The sequence below is a fragment of the uncultured Marinococcus sp. genome, from assembly GCF_947493875.1.
In the GTDB taxonomy this organism is placed as follows: Bacteria; Bacillota; Bacilli; order Bacillales; family Marinococcaceae; genus Marinococcus.
This window is the reverse complement of sequence record NZ_CANLSU010000005.1, coordinates 80,567-105,262: the sequence shown is the minus strand read 5'-3', so window position 1 is coordinate 105,262 and position 24,696 is coordinate 80,567. Positions and strand designations below refer to the sequence as shown.

Below are 24,696 nucleotides of genomic sequence, written 5' to 3'. Positions count from 1 at the left end.
ACTGTGGCTGATGGAATCATTCTTACCGGAGGCATGTCGGAGCGGTTTGGTTCTCCGAAGGCCTTTGCCGTCTGGAAAGAGAGCTACTTTTATGAACGGGCCATCCAGGCTCTTCAGAATGAAGTGAAAATCATCTGGCTGATTTCCCATCCATCGTTTGCCGGGAGAATAAAAGCCGGGGAGCAGGTGAAGGTCAGGGAAGATCTTCCGCCCCATAAAGAAAAGGGCCCGCTGGCCGGCCTTTACACCGGTCTTTCCTGCACAGAGGAAGAGTGGGTATTTATGCTTCCGGTGGATATGCCGCTTATTACGGCAGATGAGGTGCGTTTTCTGGCTTCTTATATTACGCCGGAAGCAGACGCGGTCGTACCGGAGGCCGGGGGGAGACTGGCTCCAGCATGCGGATGGTTCCGCAAGGCCCTGCTTTCAAAGGCAGAAGCCCAGCTTGAATCCGGGGATTATCGCATGAAGAGCGTATTCAGCGGGAACGAAAGAGTCATAGACGTCAATCAGTCGTACTGGCGCCCCGAAGCATTTGAAAATATTAATACTGTCCGGCAGCTTGAGGAGTTAAATAGAAAGATAAAATAGATAGAGGGGGAATACGATGACCAATGTAACTGACCAGTTAAACCGTCCCCTTCGTGACCTGCGTATTTCCGTAATAGATCAATGCAACTTCCGGTGCACCTACTGCATGCCGGCCGAAATTTTCGGCCCGGATTTTGAATTTATGGGCCAGGACGAGCGCCTTTCTTTTGATGAAATCGTCCGGGTATCACGCCTGTTTGCCGGTCTTGGGGTGGAAAAGCTTCGTTTAACCGGAGGAGAACCGCTGCTTCGTAAAAATATGCCCGATCTGATCCGCCGCCTGACAGAAATCGAAGGCATCAAGGATATCGCTTTGACGACAAACGGGGTGATGCTTCCGGCTCAGGCTGAAAAACTAAAGGCCGCCGGGCTGCAGCGGGTGAACATCAGTCTCGACGCGCTTGATGATGAAGTGTTTGCAAGCATTAACGGCAGAAAAACTGGATCGAAGCCTGTTTTAAAAGGCATCGAGGCAGCAAAAAAAGCAGGCCTTACCGTAAAGGTAAATACCGTAGTCAAAAAAGGAATGAATGAGGAGCAAATTCTCCCGATGGCTATGTATTTTAAGCAGCGGGGCGTTAACCTGCGCTTTATCGAGTTTATGGACGTAGGCAGCACCAACGGCTGGAACTTCGGGTCGGTGGTGACGAAAAAGGAAATTATCGACACGATTCACCAGACGTTTCCAATTGAGCCCGTAGATCCGGGCTATTACGGCGAAGTGGCTGACCGTTACCGTTACAGGGACGGCAGTGGTGAAGTCGGCGTCATTTCGTCGGTCACGGAGTCGTTCTGCTCTACGTGCACACGGGCGCGTATTTCCGCGGACGGCAAGCTGTTTACATGCCTGTTTGCGACCGAAGGGTATGACTTACGGAATCAGCTCCGTTCGGAAGATGCGGATGAAACGATATTTAATAACATTGCCGGCATATGGGGCAGACGGACCGACCGTTATTCGGAAGAGCGGACCGAAGAAACAGCGCGCAACCGTAAGCGGATTGAAATGTCCTATATTGGGGGATAATAGAAACAAAAGAGGAAGCCTGAAAAGGGCTTCTTTTTTTAAAGAAAGAAACAAAGGAGGGGACTATTATGGCGACAGAAGAACATAAAGAACAGGCAGAAAAAAAGATTCAATGCGCCGTTATTACTGTGAGCGATACAAGAACGGAAGACACGGATAAAAGCGGCCGTCGCATTCATGAGCTGCTCGAATCCCACGGCCACGAGGTTTGTTTTTATTCGATAGTTACAGATGAACAGGCATCGATCACCAATTGTTTGAATGAAGCGCTCATTCATCCGGAGGCGGAAGCGGTGCTGATCAACGGCGGGACGGGAATCGCCGACCGGGACATTACCATCGAAACCGTAGAGCCCAGGTTTGATAAAGCAATTGTTGGGTTTGGCGAGCTGTTCCGCTACCTGAGCTACGTGGAAGATATCGGTTCTTCGGCGATTTTATCAAGAGCTGCGGCCGGCATTATCGATCACAAGCCGGTGTTTACGATGCCGGGGTCCTCGGGCGCTGTAAAGCTTGCGATGGAAAAGCTGATTATCCCTGAGCTTCCTCACGTAGTGTGGGAGGCTACAAAGCAGCGGGATTTGTAAGGGAAATGAAAAATAAAAGGGGTGCTTGTGTATGAAAGAGCCAAGTTTAGAGGAAATCCGGGCTTCGGAAAAGGAATATCACCGCCAGTACTATAAGCAGCACGACTTATTTGAAAAAGGCACCTGGATGAAAAAGCCAGCCTCCCGTATTATCAATGCCCTCGACCGAATTCGCAAAGGGGGAGACGTCCGACTGCTTGACCTTGGCTGCGGCATCGGCCGTAACAGCATACCGGCCGCCAGGCAGTTTCAGGAGGAAGGCTGTGAAGTTACGTGCGTGGATTTTTTAGATGAAGCCATCAGCCAGTTAAAGGATTACGCCAGGGAATACGGCGTGGATCAGGAAATTAAACCGGTAAAGCAGGCAATAGAAGAATACACCCCGGAAAAGGCGTATTTTGACGGCATTATAGCAGTTTCAAGCATCGAACACGTCCCCGATGAAAAAACCTTCTGGAATCTAATCGATAACCTTCAGAAGGGCACGGCTGAGGGCGGCGTGCATGCGTTTTTGATAAACACCGGTATTCATGAAACAGACACGGAAACAAGCGAGCAGCTGCCGGCAAAAATGGAAGTGAATTTCGATACAGAGGATATTATTCAAAAGCTTTCCCGCCGGTACGAAGACTGGACGGTGCATAAGCTGGAGAGCGAGGCACAATCGTTTACAACGTACCGGGAAAACCGGAAAGTGCTTATTAACTCAAATATGCTTCTGCTTGAAGCAGTAAAGGAACGGGCCTGACGGCTCGTTCTTTTTAACAGCCAGAGAAAAAAGACAGCCCGCAGGTTTATATGGAGCCGAAAAACAAGTTGTGATCGTGTCCCTGGGCAACCGGTAATTTCTCCTGAAACCGCCTTTCGCAGGTTGAAAATTGGCAGACATTAGGATAAGATGATAAAGGTTCTAAGCAACAGGCGCATAGAAGTGAACGTTTTATGACATATTTGTGTTTAAAAATCGTCAATTTTGAAATTTTGCCGGAGAAAAAATGACGAGAGGCATAAAAATTTGCTACGATAATGGTGCGCTCTGCATATGAACGGGATGAACCGTGGCTGATGGAGAGAGGGGTTATTCATCACAGAAGTCGGTAATAAAAAGGAAGGAGCGTGAAGCGCTTGAAAAACTTAGTTTCCTGGTTCAAACGACTGTTTATGGTACCAGGGTTGTTTGCTTTGCTGCTCGTCGCCAGCGGCTGCAGCGGTATTACAGTTTTGGATCCTAAAGGGCCGGTGGCCAGAACCCAGCAGGAACTCATTATTTTTTCTATTACACTGATGTCCGTCATTGTCATTGTTGTTTTTGTGCTATTTTTCTACATGATTATCCGGTTTAGGGAACGACCGAACTGGACAGACAAGGACTATGACCCTCACCAGCACGGAAACACCACGCTCGAGATAATTTGGACGGTTATTCCGTTTATTATTGTAACAGCTCTTTCAGTACCTACAGTGACCTCCATATATGCGTTGGAGGAAGCGCCCGAAGGGACAGAAAATCAAGAGCCGTTAGTAATATATGCCGATACATCCAACTGGAAATGGTATTTCAGTTATCCGGAGCAGAACATTGAAACGGTTAACTACTTACACATACCAGAGAACCGCCCGATCGAATTTAAACTGGCATCTGCGGATTCGATGACAGCGCTTTGGATACCAGCGCTTGGCGGGCAGAAATATAACATGGCCGGCATGCAGAATACGCTGTACCTGCAGGCAGATGAAGAAGGGGAATTTGCAGGCCGTAACGCGAACTATAACGGTTCCGGGTTTGCAGAGCACACGTTCACCGTAACTTCTGAAAGCGAAGAAGAGTTCAATCAGTGGGTGAGCGGTGTTCAAAACAACGCCCCTGAACTGACGGAAGAACGATTTAATAAATATCTTGAGCCCGGGCTTGCACAGGAAGCGGAATACTCGAGCACGCATTTGGAGTACGTAAACTTTGGTGTGAATTCAGGCCAAAGCTATATTACTGATCTCTACAGCGGCGAGCTTGGAGAACAGCTTCACCTTGAAGGCGGCGAAGGCGGTCCCTGGGAGCAGGAGTGACTGACGATATTTACAAAAACAGAAAGCGGGTGACATCCTTTGTGGGATTTTATATGGAATGACTTTCTTGTCACCGGAGAACCTATTATTTACGGAGCGATGGCCTCCATCGTTCTCGCTACAGTAGGAATTGTGTTTATCCTGACATATTTCAAATTATGGAAATGGCTGTGGGATGAATATCTGACAACGGTGGACCACAAGAAAATTGGTATTATGTATATTGTAGCAGCGCTTGCTATGCTGTTCCGCGGTGGCGTGGACGCCCTAATGATGAGAACGCAGCTTGCGCTTCCCAATATGAACTTCCTGAATTCCGTGCACTATAATGAAATTTTCACGACGCACGGAACAGTCATGATTCTTTTCATGGCGATGCCGTTTATTATCGGCTTGATAAATGTGGCAGTCCCGCTTCAAATAGGCGCCCGGGACGTAGCTTTTCCATTTCTAAATGCATTCAGCTTCTGGACATTTTTCTTCGGCGCGATGCTGTTTAACATATCCTTCGTAATTGGCGGCTCTCCAAGCGCCGGGTGGACCAGCTATGTTCCGATGGCTGGGCCGGAGCTTAGTCCGGAGATAAATCAGAACTACTATTTATTAGCACTGCAGCTGTCTGGTATCGGTACGCTTGCCACAGGAATTAACTTCCTGGTGACCATCCTTCGTATGCGTGCTCCGGGCATGACTCTGATGAAGATGCCTATCTTTACATGGTCAGCATTGGTTACATCCATTATTATTGTCTTTGCCTTTCCAATTTTGACAGTCGCTTTGGCATTAATGACATTGGATCGTATTTTTGGCACTCACTTCTTTACTCTTGCTGGTGAAGGCATGCCGATGATGTGGGCCAATTTATTCTGGATGTGGGGCCATCCGGAAGTGTATATCGTTATTTTGCCTGCGTTCGGGATCTTCTCCGAAGTTATCTCAACGTTTGCCAGGAAACAATTGTTTGGCTATAAAGCAATGGTTTATGCCATGTGCATTATCGCGGGACTGAGCTTTATCGTCTGGGTGCACCACTTCTTTACGATGGGGGCCGGAGCATTTGTGAACTCGCTCTTCTCGATTACGACGATGCTGATTGCTGTTCCGACCGGGATTAAGATATTCAACTGGCTTGGAACGTTGTATAAAGGCAGGATTAGATTTAATGTGCCGATGCTGTGGGCGCTTGCCTTTATACCAAACTTTACTATTGGCGGTGTTACTGGGGTAATGCTCGGTATGGCTTCTGCGGACTACCAGTATCACAACACGTACTTCCTGGTTGCCCACTTCCACTATGTGCTGATTGCCGGGACATTGTTTGGAATGTTTGCAGGGTTTACGTACTGGTACCCAAAAATGTTCGGCCACAAAATGAATGAAAAAATAGGGAAAATCAGCTTTTGGTTTACAGTAATTGGTTTTAACGTTACATTCTTTCCTCAGTTTTTCCTCGGGCTTATGGGAATGCCGCGCCGGACGTACACAATTGAACCGGAATGGATGCCGCTTAACCTGCTGTCTACTACCGGCGCTTTCATTTTCGCCATAGGGTTTGTAATATTTACGTTTAATATTTATTATAGTGCCCGCTACGAGCCGCGGGAAAAAACAGGGGACGCCTGGGACGGCCGCTCACTCGAGTGGGCAACCACAACGCCTGTACCGCACTACAACTTCGCGACCGTGCCTTATGTGAACAGTCAAGAAGCGTACTGGGACATGAAGGAAACAGGTGCTACAACGTACGATGAATCCAAGCTCGAGCCGATTCACATGCCGAGCTATAAAGGGCTGCCGATCATTATGTCTGCGATTATGTTCATCGCAAGCTTTGGTCTTGTATGGCACTGGTTCTGGCTTGCGATCCCTGCACTGGTTGGAGTTATTATATGTATGGTTATCCGCTCTTTCGACTATGATGAAGGGTATCACGTCCCTATTGAGGAAATTAAACGTACTGAGGAGCAGGCAAGGGGGCGTAAAGAATGAGTGAACACGCAGAATTAAAAACGGGGCCGCTCGAGTATCGTAAAGAAGAAGACACGCTTACCATTCTTGGCTTCTGGATCTTTCTCGCAGCCGAGGTGGTGCTCTTCTCCACACTTTTCGCTACGTATGCTGTGCTTTTCGGCCGCTACGGCGAAGCTACTCCGGCGCACGAGCTGTTCGAAATGCCGATGGCGCTTACGATGACGTTTCTTCTTTTAACAAGTAGTTTCACGTGTGGGATAGCCATTCACATGATGAGAAAAGAGTCATTGAAAGGTCTGCTTATCTGGCTTTGTATTACATTGGCTTTAGGTCTTGGATTTCTTGGTTTTGAAATTTATGAGTTTGTACATTATGTGCATGAAGGCGCCACAATCCAATCGAGTGCCTTCTGGTCGGCATTCTTTACCTTAACTGGTACACACGGACTCCACGTAACGCTCGGTGTCTTCTGGTGTACGGCGATTATTATTCAATTAATACGCTTCGGTTTAACACCGACAACAGCCAGAAAAACGTTTGTACTTGGCTTGTACTGGCACTTTTTGGACGTTGTATGGATTTTCATCTTTACAGCTGTCTATCTGATAGGGATGGTGGTTTAAATGAGTGAACACACAGAACACAGTGAGTCAGGCATCCCCGTCAAACACGTAATTGGCTTTATTGCTTCAATTGTTTTGACATTGGTTGCTGCTTATACAACTGTCATGTCCGGACTTCCAGTGCCATGGATTATTGCCATCATTATGATACTCGCAGTAATCCAGGCGGTGCTTCAGCTCGTCATGTTCATGCACATTGCCGAGAAAAACCCTATACCGCAGTACGGAAATATCCTGTTTGGATTTTTCATCGCAGCGGTAGTCATCGCAGGTTCCATCTGGGTAATGTCTTTTGGTATGAGCGACATGGATATGGACAGCGGCGGCGGATCCGGCGGCGGTTCAGAAGAGATGGATCATTCAGAGGATTAAATAATAAACGCCTGCCCCAAGCTCAGGGGGCAGGCGTTTTTCGTTTATAAACAGGGCCTGTGGCATAGAAAACCACAAACGTTTAGTGTACAACGCTCCCGCCGGAGATTTTTACGGCTTCTCCAACGATGTTGGAGGCAGCGTCTGTTAACAGGTAGGCGATGGTGTTGGCTACTTCCTCCGGCTGGGTCATCCGCCGGGACGGAAGGCCATCGGAGGATACCTGCATTTGTTCCTCGAGGCTTTGGCCGGTTTCATCAGCCTTTGTCTGCATGAGCTGCTCCGCCATTTCCGTCTGCACATAGCCGGGACAGACGACATTCACCCGGATGCCGTATTCAATGGCTTCAAGCGCAAGAGACTGGGTGAAGCCGGTGATTGCAAACTTGGAAGCGGAATAAGCGCTGTTTCCCGGGGTGCCGCGCAGGCCCGAAAGGGAAGAAACGTTCACGATCGCTCCCTTCTTCTGCTCCCGCATACGCTTATACACAAGCTGTGTTAACAGCACGGTAGACGTATAGTTTACCTCCATCATTTCCTCAAGATCCGATTCTTCAAGCTCTTCCACAAATTTTCGTTTCAGCACGCCTGCTGAATTCACGAGAAGAGTCAACGGTCCATTCGCTCCTTCAGCTGCTTTTACAAGCTCACTGCGCGCCGGTGCATCCGTAATGTCTGCCGGGCATACAGACACGCGGGCCTGTGGCCGGGCATCGAGTATGAACTGTTTGGTTTCTTCGAGTTTGTCTTTGTTCCGGCCGGTAACTGTCACATCCGCGCCCATACAGGCAAGCGTGACAGCCGTTTCTCTTCCGATGCCTCGGGTGCTTCCTGTGACAAGGGCATGTTCATTTTTCAATGCGTTCTCAGCGAAAGGCATCATTATGTATTCCCCCATATTAAAATAGTCTGTTTTTATTTACCCGGAGGGGGGAGGTGGCAAACGGTGTATAGTATGTATGAAGGAAGATTATATCGGAAAAATACAGGGTACATAGAGAAGCAGTTACTATTAAAAGAGGTGAAAATATGAAAGCAGTATTTTTAAACGGATCGTTAAAAGATTCTTCTCATACGTCGAATACAGATGCGTTAGCGGATGAAGTCATGCAGATTTGGGAAGAGGAAGGAGTGCAGGTGGAGAAAATCCGTTTGGCAGATTACAATATCCCGTACGGAGTCGCAGATGATCTTGGAGAAGGGGATGACTGGCCGGCTATCCAGGCAAAAATTGAAGAAGCAGAAATGGTGTTGCTCGGCACGCCAGTATGGCTTGGAGAAAAAAGCAGCATGATTACTAAAGCAATAGAACGGCTGAACGGCTCAGCCAGCCATACAAATGAAAAAGGACAGGGCATTTATTATGACAAAGTAGCCGGAGTAGTAGCCACAGGCAACGAGGACGGAGCGAAACACGCCATTCAGTCGATTGTATTTGGTCTCTCTCATTTAGGCTTTACGCTGCCGCCGCGCCCCAACTGCTACTGGGTCGGTGAAGCCGGACCGGGGCCTTCGTTTATTGAAGCAGAAGGCATTAAAAGCGAATTTGTCCAAAAGCATATTCCTAAACTGGCGTACAACATGCTTCATGTAGGCACCATTTTAAAAGAAAATCCGATTCCGACTAAAGGCAATACGTAATGGATAAAAGCATACAAAAAAAGCAGCCGGTTGGCTGCTTTTTTTAGTAAGAACGGCTTACCAGCTTGCTTTTTTCACGCCTGGTACCTGACCTTTGTGGGCCAGATCGCGGAACGCGATACGGGACATGCCGAATTTACGCATATAGCCGTGTGGACGACCGGAAATCGAACATCTATTGTGAAGGCGTGTTGGAGAAGCGTCACGAGGAAGCTTCTGCAGTGCCTCATAATCGCCTTTTTCTTTTAACTCACGGCGGAGTTCAGCGTATTTCGCTACCGTTTCTTCGCGCTTACGCTCTTTTGCGAGTTTAGATTGCTTAGCCAAAGTTCTCACTCCTTTTCATAATATTCGTGGCATTCATATTTTTAAGCACATACTTCATCATAACAGGTGCCTCGGTATGTGTAAAGGCTTCTTCTTATTGTTTCCGATGTTTATGATCCGCCGGAAACGGTAATGAACTATTTAGTAACAACGTTTAAAAGAAGGGAGTTTCTTTCATGGAAATAAAACATTATGATAACAGATTTACCGCTGAACAGGATGGCAAGGTTATTGGTGACATTTCATTTTTTGAAGAGGGCGAACAAAGCATTGTTATCGATAGTACCAAAGTAATCGATGAAGAGCAAGGAAAAGGCGTAGGTAAAGAATTGGTCCGCAATGTGGTGGAAAAAGCAAAAGCGGAAAACAAAACGATCGTTCCCCGCTGCCCTTATGCGGAAGAGAAAATCAAAGAGAATGACGATTTCAAGCAGGTGCTTGAAACGCAGTAACAGCAGCACTGCCTCCCGTTCGGGGGGCATTTTTTTTATTTTTTGGCTTATCCCTGTATGACGCGTTGATACCAGACGGCTCCAGCCTCTAATTCCTCTTGAGTGATCTGGTGGCCTTCATGCCCCCAGTACAATTCTACGGAAGCTCCTGCTTCTTCAAAAAGATGGTAAAGGGCTTCTGCCTCCTCCGGGAGACAGATGGGATCGTTTGTACCGGCGCCGATAAAAATGCTGCTGCCGGAGAGGGACGGAAGAGGCACGTCCCGTCTTGGCACCATCGGATGGTGGAGAAAAGCCCGGGTGACTGATCGTGCATAATGAAAAAGCAGGCTCGCTCCCATGATGGCTCCGTTGGAGTAGCCGAACACGATGATTTTATGAAGGCTAAAATTGTAGCGGCCTGCGCTTTCCTCGAGAAATTGATGAAGCTGCTGGGTCCGGAAAATCAAGTCCTTTTCGTCAATTGATCCGTCGGAGAGCCTGGCGAAATAACGGTGCATCCCGTCTTCGACAACGTTGCCGCGGACACTTAAAATATTTGCCCCCGGGTCGACCAGCTGCCCTGCTTCGAGGAAATCCTTTTCGGTGCCCCCGGTGCCGTGCAGGATTAAAATCGTTGGAGCGCTGCTGGTGCCTGGTTGAAATATATGCTTCATCAAACCTCTCCTCCGTCCCGTAGTTACTTAATCAAGCGGCTTTAAACGTGCTTCGATTTCTGAGCGCTGAGGTTCGAGAAAAGGCGGGAGGGCAAGGCTCTCTCCCAAATGTTCAAACGGTTCATCCCCTTCAAATCCCGGGCCGTCAGTGGCCAGTTCGAAAAGAATGCCGTTTGGCTCGCGAAAGTACAGCGATTGAAAATAATAGCGTTCCACGAATCCGGAGTTCGGAAGCCGGGCGTTTTTAATGCGTTCAATCCATTGCTGCAGTTCGTCTGCGTCCTCCACCCGGAAGGCTACATGGTGTACAGCACCCCGGCCCTGACGCTCAGCCGGGAGGTCATTGCGGGTTTCTATATGAATTTCGGCACCGGACCCGCCTTTTCCTGTTTCAAATACACGAATATCCGGCAGATCAGCATCGTCGGGATGAGGATAGGAATGAATTTCGGAAAAACCCATTATATCCTTCAGTACGGCGGCCGTAGGCTCCGCCGTTTTAACGGTTAGGCGTACAGGGCCGAGACCAGTGGCCCCGTCTGCCGGAGAGGCGTTTGAAAGTTCCCACGGGACGCCGGGTTCCACGCCCTGGTCGTATTCATCAGACACAAACTGCATCCGGTGGCCCTCCGGGTCTTCAAACGGCAGCACGAGCCGTCCAGCCTGTTTCTGAATACCACCGTGCTGTACAGCATGCTCTTCAAATCGTTGTTTCCAGTATTCGAGGGCGTCGTCTCCAGGCACGCGGAGAGAAACATTTGTAATGCTGTTGGTGCCGCGTTTGTTGGAGGCGGCCATTGGGATTTCAAAAAACGTAACTTCGGTGCCGGGGTTGCCCCGTTCGTCACCGTAAAATAAATGATACACAGAGGTGTCGTCCTGATTGACTGTTTTTTTGACGAGCCGCATGCCGAGAACGTTCGTATAGAAATCGACATTTCGGCGGGCGTTTGCTGTTAATGAAGATACGTGGTGAATACCTTTCAGCTGCATGATGATTCCTCCTGTCCTGTTGTTTTTTGCAGTTTGCGGAGCAGCCGGAGCAGCTCCCGTTTTTCTGCCTCTGTCAGCCCGTCAAACTGCGCGGCCTGAAAGTTTTCCTGCCCGGGAGCGACTGCTTCCAGAATGTCCCGTCCTTTCGGAGTAAGGGATATATGCTTTTCCTTCCATGTCTGTCTGCGAGCGACAAGTCCTTCTTCTTCAAGCTTTTTCAAAACATAAGTGACGCTTCCCTTGGTGACAAACAGCTTGCCGGCAAGCTCCTTTTGCGTAATTGGCTGGTGAGCATGCACCTGGGCAAGAACGTCAAACTGCGGTGGGCTGAGTCCCGTCTGCTTTAAATGAGCGGCTGAACGGCTGAGGTTCTGTTCATATACACGCGAAAGCCGGAACCACAGCAGCAGGCCTAATCTGATTTTATTCATACGCATTGGCTCCTTTATGACTGCTATCAGTTTAACTTTAAACTGACGACAAGTAAAGAAAATTGCTTTTCCCGGCATTAAACATGGACAGGATAGGGAAGAAGAACATTAGAATAACGAAGAGGAGGAAAAAGGATGAGAGAGGCAGCACTTGTGGTAGATCAGAAAGCAGAGCTTGGGGAAGGTCCAAGCTGGGACGCCGAGCGCGGTGTTTTATACTGGGTGGACATTGATGGATTTAAATTAATGGAATATCATCCTTCTTCAGGCCGGCACTATGAACGTAAGCTCGATCAGCATGTATGTGCTGCGGTACCGAGGGAAAAGGGAGGAATGATGCTTGCACTGAGAGATGGCTTCTATTCCTACGATCTCGTGTCCGGGGAAAAGGAAGCCATTATAGATCCGGAAGCAGACAAGCCGGGAAATCGGTTTAATGACGGTAAATGTGATCCGTCCGGGCGCTTTTGGGCTGGGACGATGGCTGTCGAGCGCGGCACAGGGGAGGCGGCTTTATACCGCCTGAATAAGGATATGAGTCTGGATACGGTTTTTGACAGTGTCACCATTTCAAATGGTCTGGCATGGACCGAAGATGGAAGTATGATGTATTACATCGACACCCCGACTAAAAAAGTCATGGCGTACGACTTGAATGCTGATACTGGGGAAATTACTGGCAAACGAACAGCGATTACCTTTCAGGAAGGCTCCCCGGACGGAATGTGCATGGACCAGGAAGGCATGCTTTGGATCGCTTTGCACCGACTCGGAAAAGTAGAGCGCTGGAATCCGGAGACGAGCGAACGCCTGGAAACAGTGAGCGTTCCGGCGCAGAGAACGACCTCCTGTGTGTTTGGCGGGGAGGATTTGAAGGACCTGTACATTACGACAGCAAGGGGAGAACTGTCCGAGGAGGATCTTCGCAAGGAACCGCATGCGGGCGGACTGTTTCATATCCGTACCGACGTGCCGGGCATGCCAACCTACTTGTTTGGCGGCTGAAAAAGAAGGGAGAGAATATGCGTTCAAACAAAGCTCCGGAAGAATTGTATCTAAAAACGTTAAGCCTGGAGCCGGAAAACCAGGAGACAGCCATTCCATTTATCGGAAACGAACACGTGCATTCTTCGATGTTTTACCGGCGCAATCACTTTCCCTACCCGGAGGAGCCGGCGGCAGGGTTAACGATTGACGGTCTCGTTGACAGCCCCGGGTTTATTTCGCTCGAGGATATTCAGGCACTGCCCGCGCGCACAGTAGAGACAGTGCTTGAGTGTGCAGGTAATAAAAGAAGCTTATTTGAGCCCAAAGCCTTTGGTGAGCCATGGGGAAAAGGAGCCATCAGCCAGGGGAAATGGAAGGGCGTTCCGCTGAAAACACTGCTCGGTAGAGCCGGGTGGGATAAGGCAACAGCCGTGGAAGTTATCACTGCCGCAGGAGACGCGGGAGAGCGTCCCGATAAAAAGGACGTCTATGCCTACATCCGGAGCCTGCCGATAGAAAAAGCGATGGACCCGGATACCATCATCGCCTACGAATATAATGGCGGGCCTCTCTCTTTTAAACACGGAGCGCCGCTTCGGTTAATCGTACCAGGGTGGTACGCAATGGCTTCCATGAAATGGGTTGAGCGGCTCACGGTAAGTAAAGAAACGTTTGAAGGGCCCTTTCAGGCGATTGACTATGTTTATTATCCGCATAAAAACAGCCGGAAGGACGCCTTTCCAGTGACGACCATGAATGTGAACAGCATTATCCAGTCCCCTGCCGACATGGAGATTAAAAAAGAAGGAACGCAGATAATAGAGGGCATCGCGTGGTCGGGCGAGGCTGTCATCGAGCTGGTCGAAGTAAGCACAGATGGCGGACAGACATGGGAGGAAACGCAGCTTGAACCTCATAGCGACACGACGTACACATGGACAAAATGGTTCTATGAATGGAAGGAGGCTGCGGCCGGGGAATACACAATTATGGCCAGAGCCTGTGATGCTGGCGGCCGCCAGCAGCCGATGCAGGCCTTTTGGAACCAAAAGGGGTATGGCTATAATGCGGTTGAAACGATTCAGGTTAAGCTAAAGTAAAAAGAGGGCTTCGAATCCAAAACGGGATTCGAAGCCTTTTTAAACGTTAGGAAGACGTGTAGGCGCCTCCGTTGATATGAATCGTTTGTCCGGTCATGTAGGAGGCTTCATCAGAAGCGAGCATCACGTATGGCCATGCGTGCTCTGATGGCTGACCGGGACGGTTCATCAGCGTATCCTGACCGAAATCCTCCACGCCGTCTTCATTAAATGAAGAAGGAATCAGCGGCGTCCATACAGGTCCCGGCGCGACGCTGTTTACCCGGATGCCCTTTGAAGCGAGACTCTGGGCAATGCTTCGCATAAAGGCGGTGATCGCACCTTTTGTAGCGGAGTAATCCATCAGAATTGGGTTGCCGCGGAAGGCGTTGATCGATGAGGTGGAAATGATTGAGTCACCTTCGGATAAATAGTCCATTGCTGCTTTTGTTAAATAAAACTGCGAGAAAAAGTTCGTGCGGAACACATCCTCAAATTCATCGGACGGAATATCCTCAACATTTTCATGGACATGCTGGATGGCTGCGTTGTTAACGAGAATGTTTAATCCGCCAAACTCCTCTGCCGTCTGCTTCACGAGGTCGATACAGTGGGCTTCCTCTTTAATATCTCCCGGCAGCAGAAGACATCTGCCTCCCTCTGCTTCCACCATGCGCTTCGTTTCTTCAGCATCGTCATGCTCGTCAAGGTAGGACAGGGCGACATTGGCCCCCTCTTTGGCATAAAGAAGAGCGACAGAGCGTCCGATACCGCTGTCGCCGCCGGTAATAAGCGCGGCTTTTCCCTTGAGCTTCCCGGTGCCCTGATAATCGGTAGGGTGAGCCGGAAGCGGCTCCATCTTCGATTCAATGCCCGGCTGCTTGTCCTGGCGCTGTCTTGGCGTACTTCCGTTCTGCATATCTCTAGGATCCATGTGTAACATCCTTTCTCATTTTGAAATCATGCGTACATTGTTATTTATACCATCAGGATGCATATTACAAACGTACAATAGGAGAAGCAGCAATAGAAAACGAGATAAAAAAAGAAACCGCACGCAGCGGTTTCTTAGGAGGAAGGAGGTTGATAATCCAGGAGCCGGCCGGCGAGCTGATCAATGACCATGTCATCCATAGGCGGGTTATGAAGCCCGGCGCGAATATCACGGTAGTGCCGCTGCAGCGGGCTGGAAGCGGAGAGGCTTCTGGCTCCTGCAACGCGCATGGCCAGGTCCACTACTTCCACTGCTTCATTCACAATGCTTGTCTTAGCTGCGCCTAATTCACCCTTCATCTGCTGCCTCTCTTCGGCACTGGATTCATCCCATTTTAGCGCAACGGAATGCAGAAAGTGTCTGCTTTGCAGTAGTTTAAGCTCCATGCGGCCAAGTTTTTCCCGCACGTTTGGAAGCTCCGAGATCGTTTTGTTAATGCTGTTTGGAGAGTAGGAAGCAGCAAAACGGGCGGCTTCATCGGCCGCAGCCTGGGCGATTCCGAGATAACAGGCTGGAATGTGCAGAAGCCAGCCGGCTGCCGGTTTATTGCCGGGAACGATATATTGGGCCAGGTGGTTATTTGGCACCCGGACGTTTTCAAGCACCACGTCATGACTGCCGGTCGCGCGCATGGCGATCGAATCCCACGTGTTGATAATAGATATCCCTGCAGCTTCCTTTGGCACAACAAAGTAGGCTGTAGCATCTTCTTTTGGAATATGGGCCGTGACGATATAGTAATCAAGCACGGGCGACATGGTAGCGAATGTTTTTCGCCCATTCAGGACCCATCCGCTGTCCTGGCGTTCGGCGATGGTTCCCGGTGTGCCGCCGCGGGTCGGACTTCCGGTTGCCGCCTCGGTCGCGATATTGTTCAGAACGGCTCCGTTTTCAACGACGTCTTTCATGACGCTGCTGTACAAATTTTCCTCCCACGGCCGTGTTTCGTTTAAATTTTTAACGATGCCGACATGCCATCCAATGGCAAGCGACGTGGATCCGTCGTAGCGGGCGATAAGCTCCTGGGCCTCCACGAGTTCAAGCAGACCGGCATCAATACCGCCAAAAGCAGCCGGGGCCGTCAAGGCCGGATAGCCGATGCTTTTTAATGCATCGATGTTTTCGGTTGGAAAGGTTCCGTTCTGGTCATGTTCCTCCGTTCGCTCTGCGAATTTCCGGGAGGTATCTTCGAGCTGGTGCAGACGCTCGGCTTTTGTGGAAAAGGTTGTCATAATCATACTGCTGCCTCCAAAATGATGGAATTTTATTTGAATAGAGGTATCGGAATTTTATACGCATATACATGAAATCATATTCCCTTTATGGAAGCAAAAAAACAGCTTATACAAGGAAAATAAAGGATAATGACCCGCGTTTGCGCCAGTACAAGGCTTAAAGACAGAAAAAATATGTGAGAAAATTTGACACAATCGTACTAATTTGGTGTAAAAATCAGTTAAATCGCGATATATGCGGTGATATCATTATATAATGAGTATAGTTAATATAATCATAAATTATCGCGAATTATGATGAATTCTATGAAATTAGTGTATTTGTTATTTTTCGTTTAATTCTGCATAATGCAAAAGTTCCATAGTTTTCAGCATACATAAATAGGAAGGGGTCCCACCGTGGATAATCAAAAACCAAGAGTAGGCTTTGTGTTTTACGGAGCCTTAGTAATACTGCTTATTATGGCGGTTGTCGGAGTTGCAGTCCCGGAATCGTTTTTTAATGCCACCTCTGCAGTGCAGACATTCGTATCGAACCGTTTTGGGTGGTATTATCTTTTAATTGTATCGGCATTTGTGCTTTTATGTATCTATTTTATTTTCAGCAGGTACGGAAACATCCGGCTTGGAAGACCGGAGGACCGGCCGGAATACAGCTATCCAACATGGTTTGCGATGCTTTTTAGTGCCGGCATGGGAGTCGGGCTTGTATTCTGGAGTGGGGCGGAAACGGTTTCCCACTATGCAACAAATGCTCCGGAAGCAGAGGTTGGAACAGACCAGGCGCTGGTCGATTCCATGCGTTATATGTTTCTGCACTGGGGCATCCATCCGTGGGCGATTTACGGCATTACGGCTATCTGTTTTGCGTATTTCACGTTCCGGCGCGGTGCTCCCGGCATGGTGAGCGCCATGCTCAGCCCGATTATGAACGAAAAAGGCATCGGCGGAAAAATAGTGGACATTATCGCGCTGGTTGCAACGGTCTCAGGTATTGCCACCACCCTTGGTATCGGCGCAGCCCAGGTTTCCGGCGGTATGGCTTATTTGTTTGACACTCCGAATAATTATACGGTACAGCTGATTGTAATCTTCGTTATAACTGTTTTGTTTTTAGTGTCAGCGTATACCGGCCTAAACAAAGGAATCAAATTCCTGAGTAACGCGAACATATACTTAACAATCATCTTATTTATCTTAATGCTTTTTGTCGGCCCAACGTTATTTTCCATGAATTTGTTTACGAACACGATAGGAACTTATCTGCAGTCGCTTCCAAGCATGAGCTTCCGGATCGCACCAACATCCGACAGCTCGAGGGAATGGATCAATGCATGGACGATCTTCTACTGGGCATGGTGGATCTCCTGGTCGCCATTTGTGGGTATATTTATCGCCCGGGTATCGAGAGGGCGCACCCTGAAGGAATTTACCATTGGCGTCATCCTGGTTCCTTCGATTGTCAGCTTCATCTGGTTCTCCCTGTTTGGCGGTGCGACGTTAAACGTCCAGAGCACCGGTCTGGCAGACGTTTCCTCGCTGGCTGCGGAGGAGGCCATCTTTGGTGTATTTGATCAATACCCGCTCAGCATTGTTTTGTCTGTTATTACACTCCTTTTAATCATCTCATTCTTTATCACGTCCGCCGATTCTGCGACATTTGTGCTCGGCATGCAGACATCGAACGGGGCGTTAAATCCTTCTGCCATTGTCAAATTTATCTGGGGGATCATGCTCTCCGCCACAGCGGCAGTACTGCTCTACTCCGGAGGGATAGACGCGCTGCAGAACGTCATGATTATATCGGCGCTTCCGTTTTCCATCGTGATGATACTGATGGTGTACTCGCTGTTTAAAGCGCTGAGGGAAGAAACAGATATTGAAACAAAGGACAAACAAAAGGATACAGACAAGCCGGATAAGGCCTCCTAAAAATAATGTGTGGACTCCCATGTTTCATGGGGGTCTTTTTTGTTAAAATATGGAACTGATTATTACCAGCACTTAGTACCTTGTTATATACTTTTCATGAAAGGAAGGAAATTTGTTTAGAAAATTGAATTTTTTGGATACAATATGGATGGAGGTGAAAATTTGAAAAAGAAATTATTATTCAGTACTATTTTTGCAATCATGGCTACAATCCTTATTTTTGCTTCACCTGGCACCACTAAGGCATCTATGCTGGAAACGGAAGCACAGGGGCCGGAAGTAACGGCGCTTCAGCAGGATTTAATACAGATGGGATATTTACATACGAATGCGACCGGCTATTACGGCCCGGCCACCACCCGGGCAGTACAGCAATTTCAAAGTGATTTCAACTTAATCGTGGATGGTGCGGCGGGGCCGCAGACGACCAGCCGCATGAGTGAAGTTACATCAGTGGCCAAAGCGGTCTACGGGGAAGCCCGCGGGGAATCCTTTGAAGGGCAGATAGGTGTGGCAGCGGTGATTTTAAATCGTCTTGAATCTGCTGAATTTCCCAATAACGTAAACGGCGTCATTCAGCAGCAGAATGCTTTCACCGCAGTAGCTGACGGCCAGTACAGCATGACACCTGATCAGACAGCGTATGAAGCGGTCAAGCAGGCATGGAATGGCTATGACCCGTCCTATGGTTCGATGTATTATTACAATCCGGAGGAGGTAACCTCGGACTGGATCTGGACGCGGACACCGAATTTATCCATCGGCCAGCATGTTTTTGCAAGCTGATGATGAGAAGCAGGAACCTGCCGAGTGCAGGTTCTTTTTTCGTGCCTGAACAAATATGGTACGATAAATGATCATAAGTATGGATTCGGAAGGTGCCAGGAGGAAAAGAATGAAAGAAATTACAGAAGCAGGACCGTCAGAAGCATCCCTGATTAATGCCATTATGTATGAAGCGTTCTGGGAGTACCGGAACGACTCACCGCCGTCAGGAGCTATTCAGGAAACCACAGAGTCGATTCAGGCTGAAATGGAGCAGGGAGAACGGGCCGCCGTCTGGTGGAAGGACGGGAAAGCGGCCGCAATGATCCGGTTCCGGCCCGAGGAGGATTATATGTACTTTCACCGTCTTTCGGTCCGTCCGTCCCAACGTGGGAACGGGGCTGCCGCAGCGCTTATCCGCTGGGTGGAGAAAGCTGCAGCAGAAGAACAGTTCAAAGGGATTTATTGTAAAGTTCGGGCATCGACGCCGCAAAACGTCCGTATGTATCAGCGGATGGGATATGAAACGGTAAGGGAATACACCGCAGAAAAAGAAGGGCTGCCGTCATTTGGCGTCGTCGTGATGGCAAAGCTGCTGTAAAAAACGAAGGACAAAGCGTAAAGGTGTTCATTAAGGAATACAAAGCAGGGACTGCCCCGTAAAAGGACAGTCCCTGTTTTTTTGCTGTTATTTTAAAGCAAACTTTCGTTTAGACAGCTGCGCGTTCGACTTCCCCTTTGCGAAGAATAACGCGTGGATAAGGAAATTCTTCCTCCTGGCCGGCGAACGGGTAATGAACGTATTCGACACAAATCGTTCGTTCATATTCCGCGATCATCCTGCACTCTTTTCCATCAAAATACAAAAGTTCGTCTTTATCAAATATTTTTACGTCTTTTTCTTGTTCCACTTCCAAACCTCCTTACCCCTCTCTTTATAGAGTAATCAATTTTAGAGCAGGCCGCAAGGTAATAAAAGGAAACAGAACAATTTCAGCTTGAAATTTCCGGAGAAATTACAATGGGTACGGGCGGTCCTGCGCCTGTACACTGATCCACTGCTCGGTCGTAAATTCATCTAAAACCCATTCGCCGTTAAAGCGTCCGATACCTGATTGCTTCTCGCCGCCAAATGGCAGGTGGGCTTCATCGTTTACGGACTGGTCATTTACGTGAACCATGCCGGAATTAATGCGGCGCGCTGCCTGCATGCCCCGGTAACGGTCCTGGGTGAAGACCGATCCGCTCAGGCCGTAAGGAGAATCGTTGGCAATGCGGATAGCTTCGTCCTCGCTCGATGCCCGGATTAATGTTGCGACAGGGCCGAAGACTTCATCCTTTGCTGCAGGCATATCGTTAGTTACTTCGGAAAGAACCACCGGCGGTATAACCTGGCCGTTGATTTCAAACTCTGTCTGAAGTTTAGCCCCGGCATCGATCGTGCCCTGGACCAGTTTTTCTATATTTTTGACCTGTTCTTCGTTAATAATTGGTCCGACGATTACATTTTCATCCGAAGGGTCGCCAGCTTTTAACGTTTTCGCCACGCGGGTGAATTCTTCGACAAATTCGTCGTAAATGTCATCATGAACAATCACGCGGTTCAATGCGAGACAAATCTGTCCCTGGTGAAGGAAGGAACCGAATACTGCTGCTTTGGCAGCCTTTTTCACCTCGGCGTCCTGAAGAACAACCATAGCATTGTTGCCGCCAAGCTCAAGAGCGGTTTCTTTTAAGTTTTTCGCCGCGAGCTCAGCAATGTGCGTGCCGACTTCGGTGGAGCCGGTGAACGATAACAGCGCCGGTACTTCGTGAGTAACGAATGCATCGCCAATTTCGGAGCCGCGTCCGGCCGTGACGTGAATGACGCCTGCCGGAAAACCGGCTTCTTCAAACAATGCTGCAATCAGCAGCCCGGAGGTAACCGGTGTGTCGGATGCTGGTTTAACTACGACGGTATTGCCTGTTGCCACTGCCGGTGCAATTGTTCTCATTGCGAGATGGAACGGGAAGTTCCATGGGCCGATAACTCCAATAACTCCTTTGCCCGAACGGAACGTATAGTTTTCTTTTCCGGGCGTGTTCGAAGGAGCGGTCGATCCGTGGACCCGGTTAGGGAATGAAGTGGATTCAAAAACAATGTTGGATGCTGTATTGAACTCTGTTTCCGCCTTCAGTCTGCTGCTTCCGGATTCCTTGATCAGCCATTCCACAATGGTTTCCTTCTGGTTCTGCATGACATCGTACAGACGGTGGAGATACTGTTGTTTTTCAGCGGGGCTGTGGGCGTCCCACGTTTTCTGATAATCATTGGCCGACTGATACGCCCGGTCAAGATCATTGGCGTCTGCAGAAGCAATTGTTCCCAGCGATTCGCCGTTATAAGGATTAGTATTTTCGATTGTTTTGCTGGATGAGCCGCTCACCCAGGAGCCGTTAATATACTGCTTTGTAAAATCGGTATGCATAGCAACCATCCTTTCATAATTACCGGATAGAACCCGGTAGCAATGTATAATATACCTCGCGCTGTATTTTTTCAAACATTTAAGATCAGGGAAGGTCAATACTATTTAAGAATAATTTAAAATTTATAGAAAGCCGGTGCAGAAATCTGAGATGATAGCGGAGCTGAAGGAAAAGGATCCATATAAAGGGGGAGAAGCTATGAAACCATCCACTGCCTATTTATTTGCCGTCGCCGGCGCTTCGTTTTGGGGATTCACAGGCTTGTTCGTACAGAACATGTACCGGTACAATATTGAACCCGACCAGGTAGTAGCGCTCCGCATGGCCGGTTCGGCCCTGATCTTATTTCTGGCTGTAGCCCTGGTCCGGCCGTATCTTCTGAAGGTCCGGTGGTACGATCTGCCGCACTTTATCGGGCTCGGCGTCGGCAGTATAGCCCTCTTTAACTGGTGTTATTTCACTGTCATGAATGAAGCCTCGCTTTCCATTGCGGTCGTGCTTCTCTATACCAGTCCCGTGTTTGTAGCGCTTATTTCAAGATTTGTATTTAAAGAAAAAATAACAGCGAATAAGCTGGCAGCTATTTTGCTTACGATCGCCGGCTGTGCGCTGGTGGCCGGTCTGCTTCCCGGAGGAGCGGGCGGAATGTCGCTGTCGATTCTAATGATCGGCCTGCTTTCCGGTTTGTGCTGTGGCCTGTACAGTATTCTCGGTAAATTTGTGACGCCGAAATATCATTCCATTACGATCACTGCCTACACTATGCTAGCCGGAGGAGTGGTAATGGTCCCTTTCAGCGGCCTTCTGGCAAACGAAGAAGCCATACGTGAGCCGATGATGTGGATGTACGGTCTTGGAGGCATTCTTCTTTCCACGATTGCTGCGTATATCCTGTTTACGATCGGGCTGAAATATATCGAGTCGGGCAAAGCGGCGATTTTATCAACCGTTGAACCGATGGTGGCCATTGTGATCGGCGTATTCGCTTTTGGGGACAGGCTGAGCAGCTGGCAGGGGCTTGGTATTTTCCTTATTTTTTCGGCGGTCGTTCTTTCTATTTATTCAAGACCGGGAAAATTCCGGAGAAAGCGCGGAAGCAGGCGGAGGAAAACGCAAAATGAATGGGAGAAAAAGCCTGGTGGGGACGTTTAAACTGAAGACTGCAGGGAACAAATGTGAAAAAAGGAGGCGTTAAAATGGATGTATTAGTCATAGGAGCGAACGGGCATACGGGACGTCTGCTGGTCGAACAGCTTGCAGCCCATCCGGAGCATACTCCGCATGCTATGGTACGTGAAGTCTCCCAGGCCGATGAACTGAAAAAACTGGGCGCGGCATCCACGATTCTTGCAGATCTTGAAGAAGACACGGCGGCCGCTTTGAAGGGAATGGACGCCGTTATGTTTGCTGCCGGCTCGGGATCTTCCACCGGACCTGAAAAAACAGTGAGCGTGGATCAGCAGGGAGCAAAGAAAACCATCGATTCGGCAAGAGTGCAGGAGGTGCAGCACTACGTTATGCTGAGCGGGATTGGCGTCGAGAATCCACAGGGAGCCATTAAACATTACGCGGAGGCAAAGCTGAACGCAGACAAGCATCTGCAGAGCAGCGGAGTGCCATACACGATTGTCCGTCCGGGGAAACTGACATTTGAGAAGGGTACAGGAAAAATCGAGCTTGCAGAAAAGCTTTCCAATCCCGAAAAAAGAGATATATCCAGAGAAGACGTGGCACGCACGATGATCGCCGCCCTGGATATTGAAAACGCCCGCGGGCAGACCGTCGAGCTGCTTGCAGGAGATACGGATATTCACGAGGCCTGGAAGGCTTTATAAAATAATCCCCGCCGGCATGCGTACCGGCGGGGACTTTTATTTGCTTAAGAAGAAAAGTCAATTTCCTCGGGAGTATCTCCTTTGGAGTTCATCAGGCGGATAGAATCCGGCTGGATTTCGAGGACAATATATTCGGGATTGTCCGGGGAGCCAAGCCAGGACTGCACGCTGTCGGTCCAAACCTTTTCCTTGGTTTCCTGATCATGGCGGATTACTGCTTTGCCGGAAATTTCAACAAAAGCGTCTCCATAGCCTTCACCGTCGTATCCAAGCAGAATATGCACATTGGAATTCTTCTCGATTTCTTCCGCCTTATGGGTTTTGCTGCTTGTCGGCGTAAGAAGAGTGAAGTTGTCATTGTAAAACGTCATATAGCGGGAGTGGGGCTTGTTGCCTTCAATTGTGGCAAGGACGCCTACCTTGTTGCTGTCGATGATATCTTGTGCATGTCTCTTTGCTTCGTTTTTATCCATGGATAAACCTTCCTTTCGTAGTGAAACTAATTATCATTATTCCTGCCGCCACGTACTTTTAAACATGGTTTCAAAGCCGGAGAAACAGGATTTTTCGAAAATAATACAAATTGTATAAAAAGAATGAATATTGTTAATAGACAAACATTTAGTGTTTGCTTAAAAGGAAGAACGGAAATAGGTAAGTGTATTTTGCTTGCGGAATACGAATTTAAACCTATAGGAGGAATCATTGTGTTTAAGAGAATTGACAAACTGCAAATCGACCTCCCAACGCCCAGTAACCCAGACGCGAACTCAGCCAACGTCGTACAGGAGCTTTTAGGTGGAAAATTCGGTGAATTGTCAACGCTTAATAACTATTTATTCCAGTCGTTTAATTTCCGCAGCAAAAAACAGCTACGCCCTTTTTATGATTTAGTCGCAAGCATCACAGCCGAGGAACTCGGACACGTAGAGCTGGTTGCCAATACAATAAATTTATGCCTGCAGGGTTCAACGAGCCAAAGCGGCCAGGACCCGGCCAATCCGGACAGCACACCGCTCAGTGAAGCCATGGATTCAAGAAATCCGCAAAGCTTTATTTTTGCCGGGCAGAACTCTGTACCGAAGGATTCGATGGGAGCACCGTGGACAGGGGACAATGTCTTTACAAGCGGCAACCTGGTCAACGATCTGCTTCACAATTTTTACCTCGAGTGCGGAGCCAGAACGCATAAAATGAGGGTGTACCAGATGACAGACAATGAAACCGCCCGTGAACTCTGCGGCTACCTGCTTGTGCGCGGTGGTGTGCATGTAGTGGCCTATGCCAAAGCGCTGGAGAAATTAACAGGCGTGGACGTAACGAAAATGCTTCCGGTGCCGGACCTTGATAACAGTAAATATGATCATGCCCATAAATACGAAGCGAAGGGCGCACACCGTAAGCTCTATCGTTTCAGTGATAATGATTACACCATGCTTGACCGGATCTGGAACGGACCGACACCGGTTGGGCCACCGGGCGAACTCGAGGTAGTCAGTGACATGCCGACGCCGGAGGGCGGAGAAATTCCGAACCTCGACCATATTCCGGAGGAATTCGCCCCGGGATTTGACGAGCAGCAGTTCCGGGAAATGGCGAAAAAATTGAACTACGAAGCAGGACTTTAAACATCGGAGTCCGAAGCATGAAAGCACCGCCGGCCGG

28 protein-coding genes are annotated in these 24,696 nt (G+C 48.8%); 18 read left to right on the top strand and 10 right to left on the bottom strand.

Translation table 11 applies throughout. From position 1 onward, the window contains the following. The first annotated feature begins 3 nt into the window (after nucleotides 1–3). The 8 genes from Q0757_RS11020 to qoxD all read left to right on the top strand — a co-directional run bounded on the left by Q0757_RS11020 (nucleotide 4) and on the right by qoxD (nucleotide 7,235). A complete protein-coding gene (locus Q0757_RS11020) occupies nucleotides 4–591 on the top strand; it encodes a molybdenum cofactor guanylyltransferase (RefSeq protein ID WP_298787265.1) in 588 nt (195 codons plus the stop codon). 16 nt (nucleotides 592–607) lie between these two features. Then, nucleotides 608–1,618: a GTP 3',8-cyclase MoaA gene (gene moaA, locus Q0757_RS11015; protein ID WP_298787263.1), complete on the top strand. Its 1,011-nt coding sequence runs from the start codon at nucleotides 608–610 to the stop codon at nucleotides 1,616–1,618. A gap of 68 nt (nucleotides 1,619–1,686) precedes the next feature. Next, the gene (locus Q0757_RS11010) at nucleotides 1,687–2,205 is read left to right on the top strand and encodes a molybdenum cofactor biosynthesis protein B (RefSeq protein ID WP_298787261.1); all 519 of its coding nucleotides are present in this window, start codon (nucleotides 1,687–1,689) and stop codon (nucleotides 2,203–2,205) included. A 31-nt stretch (nucleotides 2,206–2,236) separates the two neighbouring features. Next, on the top strand, nucleotides 2,237–2,953 hold the full coding sequence (locus Q0757_RS11005) for a bifunctional 2-polyprenyl-6-hydroxyphenol methylase/3-demethylubiquinol 3-O-methyltransferase UbiG (protein WP_298787259.1): 717 nt from the start codon (nucleotides 2,237–2,239) through the stop codon (nucleotides 2,951–2,953). Nucleotides 2,954–3,321: 368 nt separating this feature from the next. After that, nucleotides 3,322–4,269 carry a cytochrome aa3 quinol oxidase subunit II gene (gene qoxA, locus Q0757_RS11000; protein ID WP_366139535.1) on the top strand — a complete coding sequence of 316 codons (948 nt, stop codon included), beginning with the start codon at nucleotides 3,322–3,324 and terminating at the stop codon, nucleotides 4,267–4,269. 39 nt (nucleotides 4,270–4,308) lie between these two features. After that, the gene (gene qoxB / locus Q0757_RS10995; RefSeq protein ID WP_298787254.1) at nucleotides 4,309–6,258 is read left to right on the top strand and encodes a cytochrome aa3 quinol oxidase subunit I; all 1,950 of its coding nucleotides are present in this window, start codon (nucleotides 4,309–4,311) and stop codon (nucleotides 6,256–6,258) included. Next, the gene (qoxC, locus tag Q0757_RS10990) at nucleotides 6,255–6,863 is read left to right on the top strand and encodes a cytochrome aa3 quinol oxidase subunit III (protein ID WP_298787252.1); all 609 of its coding nucleotides are present in this window, start codon (nucleotides 6,255–6,257) and stop codon (nucleotides 6,861–6,863) included. The genes qoxB and qoxC overlap by 4 nt, the downstream gene beginning before the upstream one ends. Further along, nucleotides 6,864–7,235 (top strand): cytochrome aa3 quinol oxidase subunit IV, encoded by a 372-nt coding sequence (qoxD, locus tag Q0757_RS10985; RefSeq protein ID WP_298787250.1) that lies wholly within the window; start codon nucleotides 6,864–6,866, stop codon nucleotides 7,233–7,235. A gap of 82 nt (nucleotides 7,236–7,317) precedes the next feature. Here the strand turns inward: qoxD and Q0757_RS10980 are convergent, their stop codons facing one another. After that, a complete protein-coding gene (locus Q0757_RS10980) occupies nucleotides 7,318–8,118 on the bottom strand; it encodes an SDR family NAD(P)-dependent oxidoreductase (protein ID WP_298787248.1) in 801 nt (266 codons plus the stop codon). 146 nt (nucleotides 8,119–8,264) lie between these two features. Between Q0757_RS10980 and Q0757_RS10975 the strand changes: the two genes are divergently transcribed. Continuing rightward, nucleotides 8,265–8,876, top strand: a complete 612-nt coding sequence (locus tag Q0757_RS10975) for a flavodoxin family protein (protein WP_022792512.1) — start codon at nucleotides 8,265–8,267, stop codon at nucleotides 8,874–8,876. Nucleotides 8,877–8,933: 57 nt separating this feature from the next. On the opposite strand, the gene rpsN is transcribed toward Q0757_RS10975, so the two are convergent. Continuing rightward, complete coding sequence (gene rpsN / locus Q0757_RS10970) at nucleotides 8,934–9,203, bottom strand: 30S ribosomal protein S14 (protein ID WP_022792513.1); 270 nt, start codon at nucleotides 9,201–9,203, stop codon at nucleotides 8,934–8,936. Between the two features lie 176 nt (nucleotides 9,204–9,379). Here rpsN and Q0757_RS10965 point away from each other — a divergent pair, with 176 nt between their 5' ends. Beyond that, nucleotides 9,380–9,655 (top strand): GNAT family N-acetyltransferase, encoded by a 276-nt coding sequence (locus Q0757_RS10965; protein WP_022792514.1) that lies wholly within the window; start codon nucleotides 9,380–9,382, stop codon nucleotides 9,653–9,655. Nucleotides 9,656–9,702: 47 nt separating this feature from the next. Here the strand turns inward: Q0757_RS10965 and Q0757_RS10960 are convergent, their stop codons facing one another. The 3 genes from Q0757_RS10960 to Q0757_RS10950 are packed head-to-tail and all read right to left on the bottom strand — an operon-like array spanning nucleotide 9,703 to nucleotide 11,735. Next, nucleotides 9,703–10,311 (bottom strand): alpha/beta hydrolase, encoded by a 609-nt coding sequence (locus Q0757_RS10960; RefSeq protein WP_298787240.1) that lies wholly within the window; start codon nucleotides 10,309–10,311, stop codon nucleotides 9,703–9,705. Between the two features lie 27 nt (nucleotides 10,312–10,338). Continuing rightward, the gene (locus Q0757_RS10955; RefSeq protein ID WP_298787238.1) at nucleotides 10,339–11,304 is read right to left on the bottom strand and encodes a ring-cleaving dioxygenase; all 966 of its coding nucleotides are present in this window, start codon (nucleotides 11,302–11,304) and stop codon (nucleotides 10,339–10,341) included. Beyond that, nucleotides 11,295–11,735: a MarR family winged helix-turn-helix transcriptional regulator gene (locus Q0757_RS10950; protein WP_298787236.1), complete on the bottom strand. Its 441-nt coding sequence runs from the start codon at nucleotides 11,733–11,735 to the stop codon at nucleotides 11,295–11,297. Before Q0757_RS10950 ends, Q0757_RS10955 begins: the two co-directional genes overlap by 10 nt. Before the next feature lie 135 nt (nucleotides 11,736–11,870). Between Q0757_RS10950 and Q0757_RS10945 the strand changes: the two genes are divergently transcribed. Then, nucleotides 11,871–12,740: an SMP-30/gluconolactonase/LRE family protein gene (locus tag Q0757_RS10945; RefSeq protein WP_298787234.1), complete on the top strand. Its 870-nt coding sequence runs from the start codon at nucleotides 11,871–11,873 to the stop codon at nucleotides 12,738–12,740. A gap of 17 nt (nucleotides 12,741–12,757) precedes the next feature. After that, nucleotides 12,758–13,822, top strand: coding sequence for a sulfite oxidase (locus tag Q0757_RS10940; RefSeq protein WP_298787232.1), 1,065 nt, complete (start codon nucleotides 12,758–12,760; stop codon nucleotides 13,820–13,822). 46 nt (nucleotides 13,823–13,868) lie between these two features. Here the strand turns inward: Q0757_RS10940 and Q0757_RS10935 are convergent, their stop codons facing one another. Together Q0757_RS10935 and Q0757_RS10930 are read right to left on the bottom strand one after the other, a co-directional pair. Next, nucleotides 13,869–14,735, bottom strand: a complete 867-nt coding sequence (locus tag Q0757_RS10935; RefSeq protein ID WP_298787230.1) for an SDR family oxidoreductase — start codon at nucleotides 14,733–14,735, stop codon at nucleotides 13,869–13,871. Between the two features lie 134 nt (nucleotides 14,736–14,869). Next, on the bottom strand, nucleotides 14,870–16,033 hold the full coding sequence (locus Q0757_RS10930; RefSeq protein WP_298787228.1) for an acyl-CoA dehydrogenase family protein: 1,164 nt from the start codon (nucleotides 16,031–16,033) through the stop codon (nucleotides 14,870–14,872). A gap of 396 nt (nucleotides 16,034–16,429) precedes the next feature. Here Q0757_RS10930 and Q0757_RS10925 point away from each other — a divergent pair, with 396 nt between their 5' ends. The 3 genes from Q0757_RS10925 to Q0757_RS10915 all read left to right on the top strand — a co-directional run bounded on the left by Q0757_RS10925 (nucleotide 16,430) and on the right by Q0757_RS10915 (nucleotide 19,328). Next, complete coding sequence (locus Q0757_RS10925; RefSeq protein WP_298787225.1) at nucleotides 16,430–17,962, top strand: BCCT family transporter; 1,533 nt, start codon at nucleotides 16,430–16,432, stop codon at nucleotides 17,960–17,962. Between the two features lie 162 nt (nucleotides 17,963–18,124). Further along, nucleotides 18,125–18,748, top strand: coding sequence for a cell wall hydrolase (locus tag Q0757_RS10920; protein ID WP_298787223.1), 624 nt, complete (start codon nucleotides 18,125–18,127; stop codon nucleotides 18,746–18,748). 109 nt (nucleotides 18,749–18,857) lie between these two features. Then, entirely contained in the window at nucleotides 18,858–19,328 is a 471-nt protein-coding gene (locus Q0757_RS10915) for a GNAT family N-acetyltransferase (RefSeq protein ID WP_298787221.1), read from the top strand. 109 nt (nucleotides 19,329–19,437) lie between these two features. Here Q0757_RS10915 and Q0757_RS10910 read toward each other — a convergent pair whose 3' ends face one another. Both Q0757_RS10910 and Q0757_RS10905 read right to left on the bottom strand, forming a co-directional pair. Further along, entirely contained in the window at nucleotides 19,438–19,638 is a 201-nt protein-coding gene (locus Q0757_RS10910) for a hypothetical protein (protein ID WP_298787219.1), read from the bottom strand. Between the two features lie 105 nt (nucleotides 19,639–19,743). Beyond that, a complete protein-coding gene (locus tag Q0757_RS10905) occupies nucleotides 19,744–21,195 on the bottom strand; it encodes an aldehyde dehydrogenase family protein (RefSeq protein ID WP_298787217.1) in 1,452 nt (483 codons plus the stop codon). A 199-nt stretch (nucleotides 21,196–21,394) separates the two neighbouring features. On the opposite strand from Q0757_RS10905, the gene Q0757_RS10900 reads away from it, so the two are divergent. Continuing rightward, on the top strand, nucleotides 21,395–22,348 hold the full coding sequence (locus tag Q0757_RS10900) for a DMT family transporter (RefSeq protein ID WP_298787215.1): 954 nt from the start codon (nucleotides 21,395–21,397) through the stop codon (nucleotides 22,346–22,348). Between the two features lie 44 nt (nucleotides 22,349–22,392). Next, entirely contained in the window at nucleotides 22,393–23,031 is a 639-nt protein-coding gene (locus Q0757_RS10895) for an SDR family oxidoreductase (protein ID WP_298787213.1), read from the top strand. A 44-nt stretch (nucleotides 23,032–23,075) separates the two neighbouring features. On the opposite strand, the gene Q0757_RS10890 is transcribed toward Q0757_RS10895, so the two are convergent. Next, the gene (locus Q0757_RS10890) at nucleotides 23,076–23,504 is read right to left on the bottom strand and encodes a pyridoxamine 5'-phosphate oxidase family protein (RefSeq protein ID WP_298787211.1); all 429 of its coding nucleotides are present in this window, start codon (nucleotides 23,502–23,504) and stop codon (nucleotides 23,076–23,078) included. A 234-nt stretch (nucleotides 23,505–23,738) separates the two neighbouring features. Between Q0757_RS10890 and Q0757_RS10885 the strand changes: the two genes are divergently transcribed. Further along, nucleotides 23,739–24,659: a manganese catalase family protein gene (locus tag Q0757_RS10885; RefSeq protein ID WP_366139534.1), complete on the top strand. Its 921-nt coding sequence runs from the start codon at nucleotides 23,739–23,741 to the stop codon at nucleotides 24,657–24,659. Nucleotides 24,660–24,696: the final 37 nt, after the last annotated feature.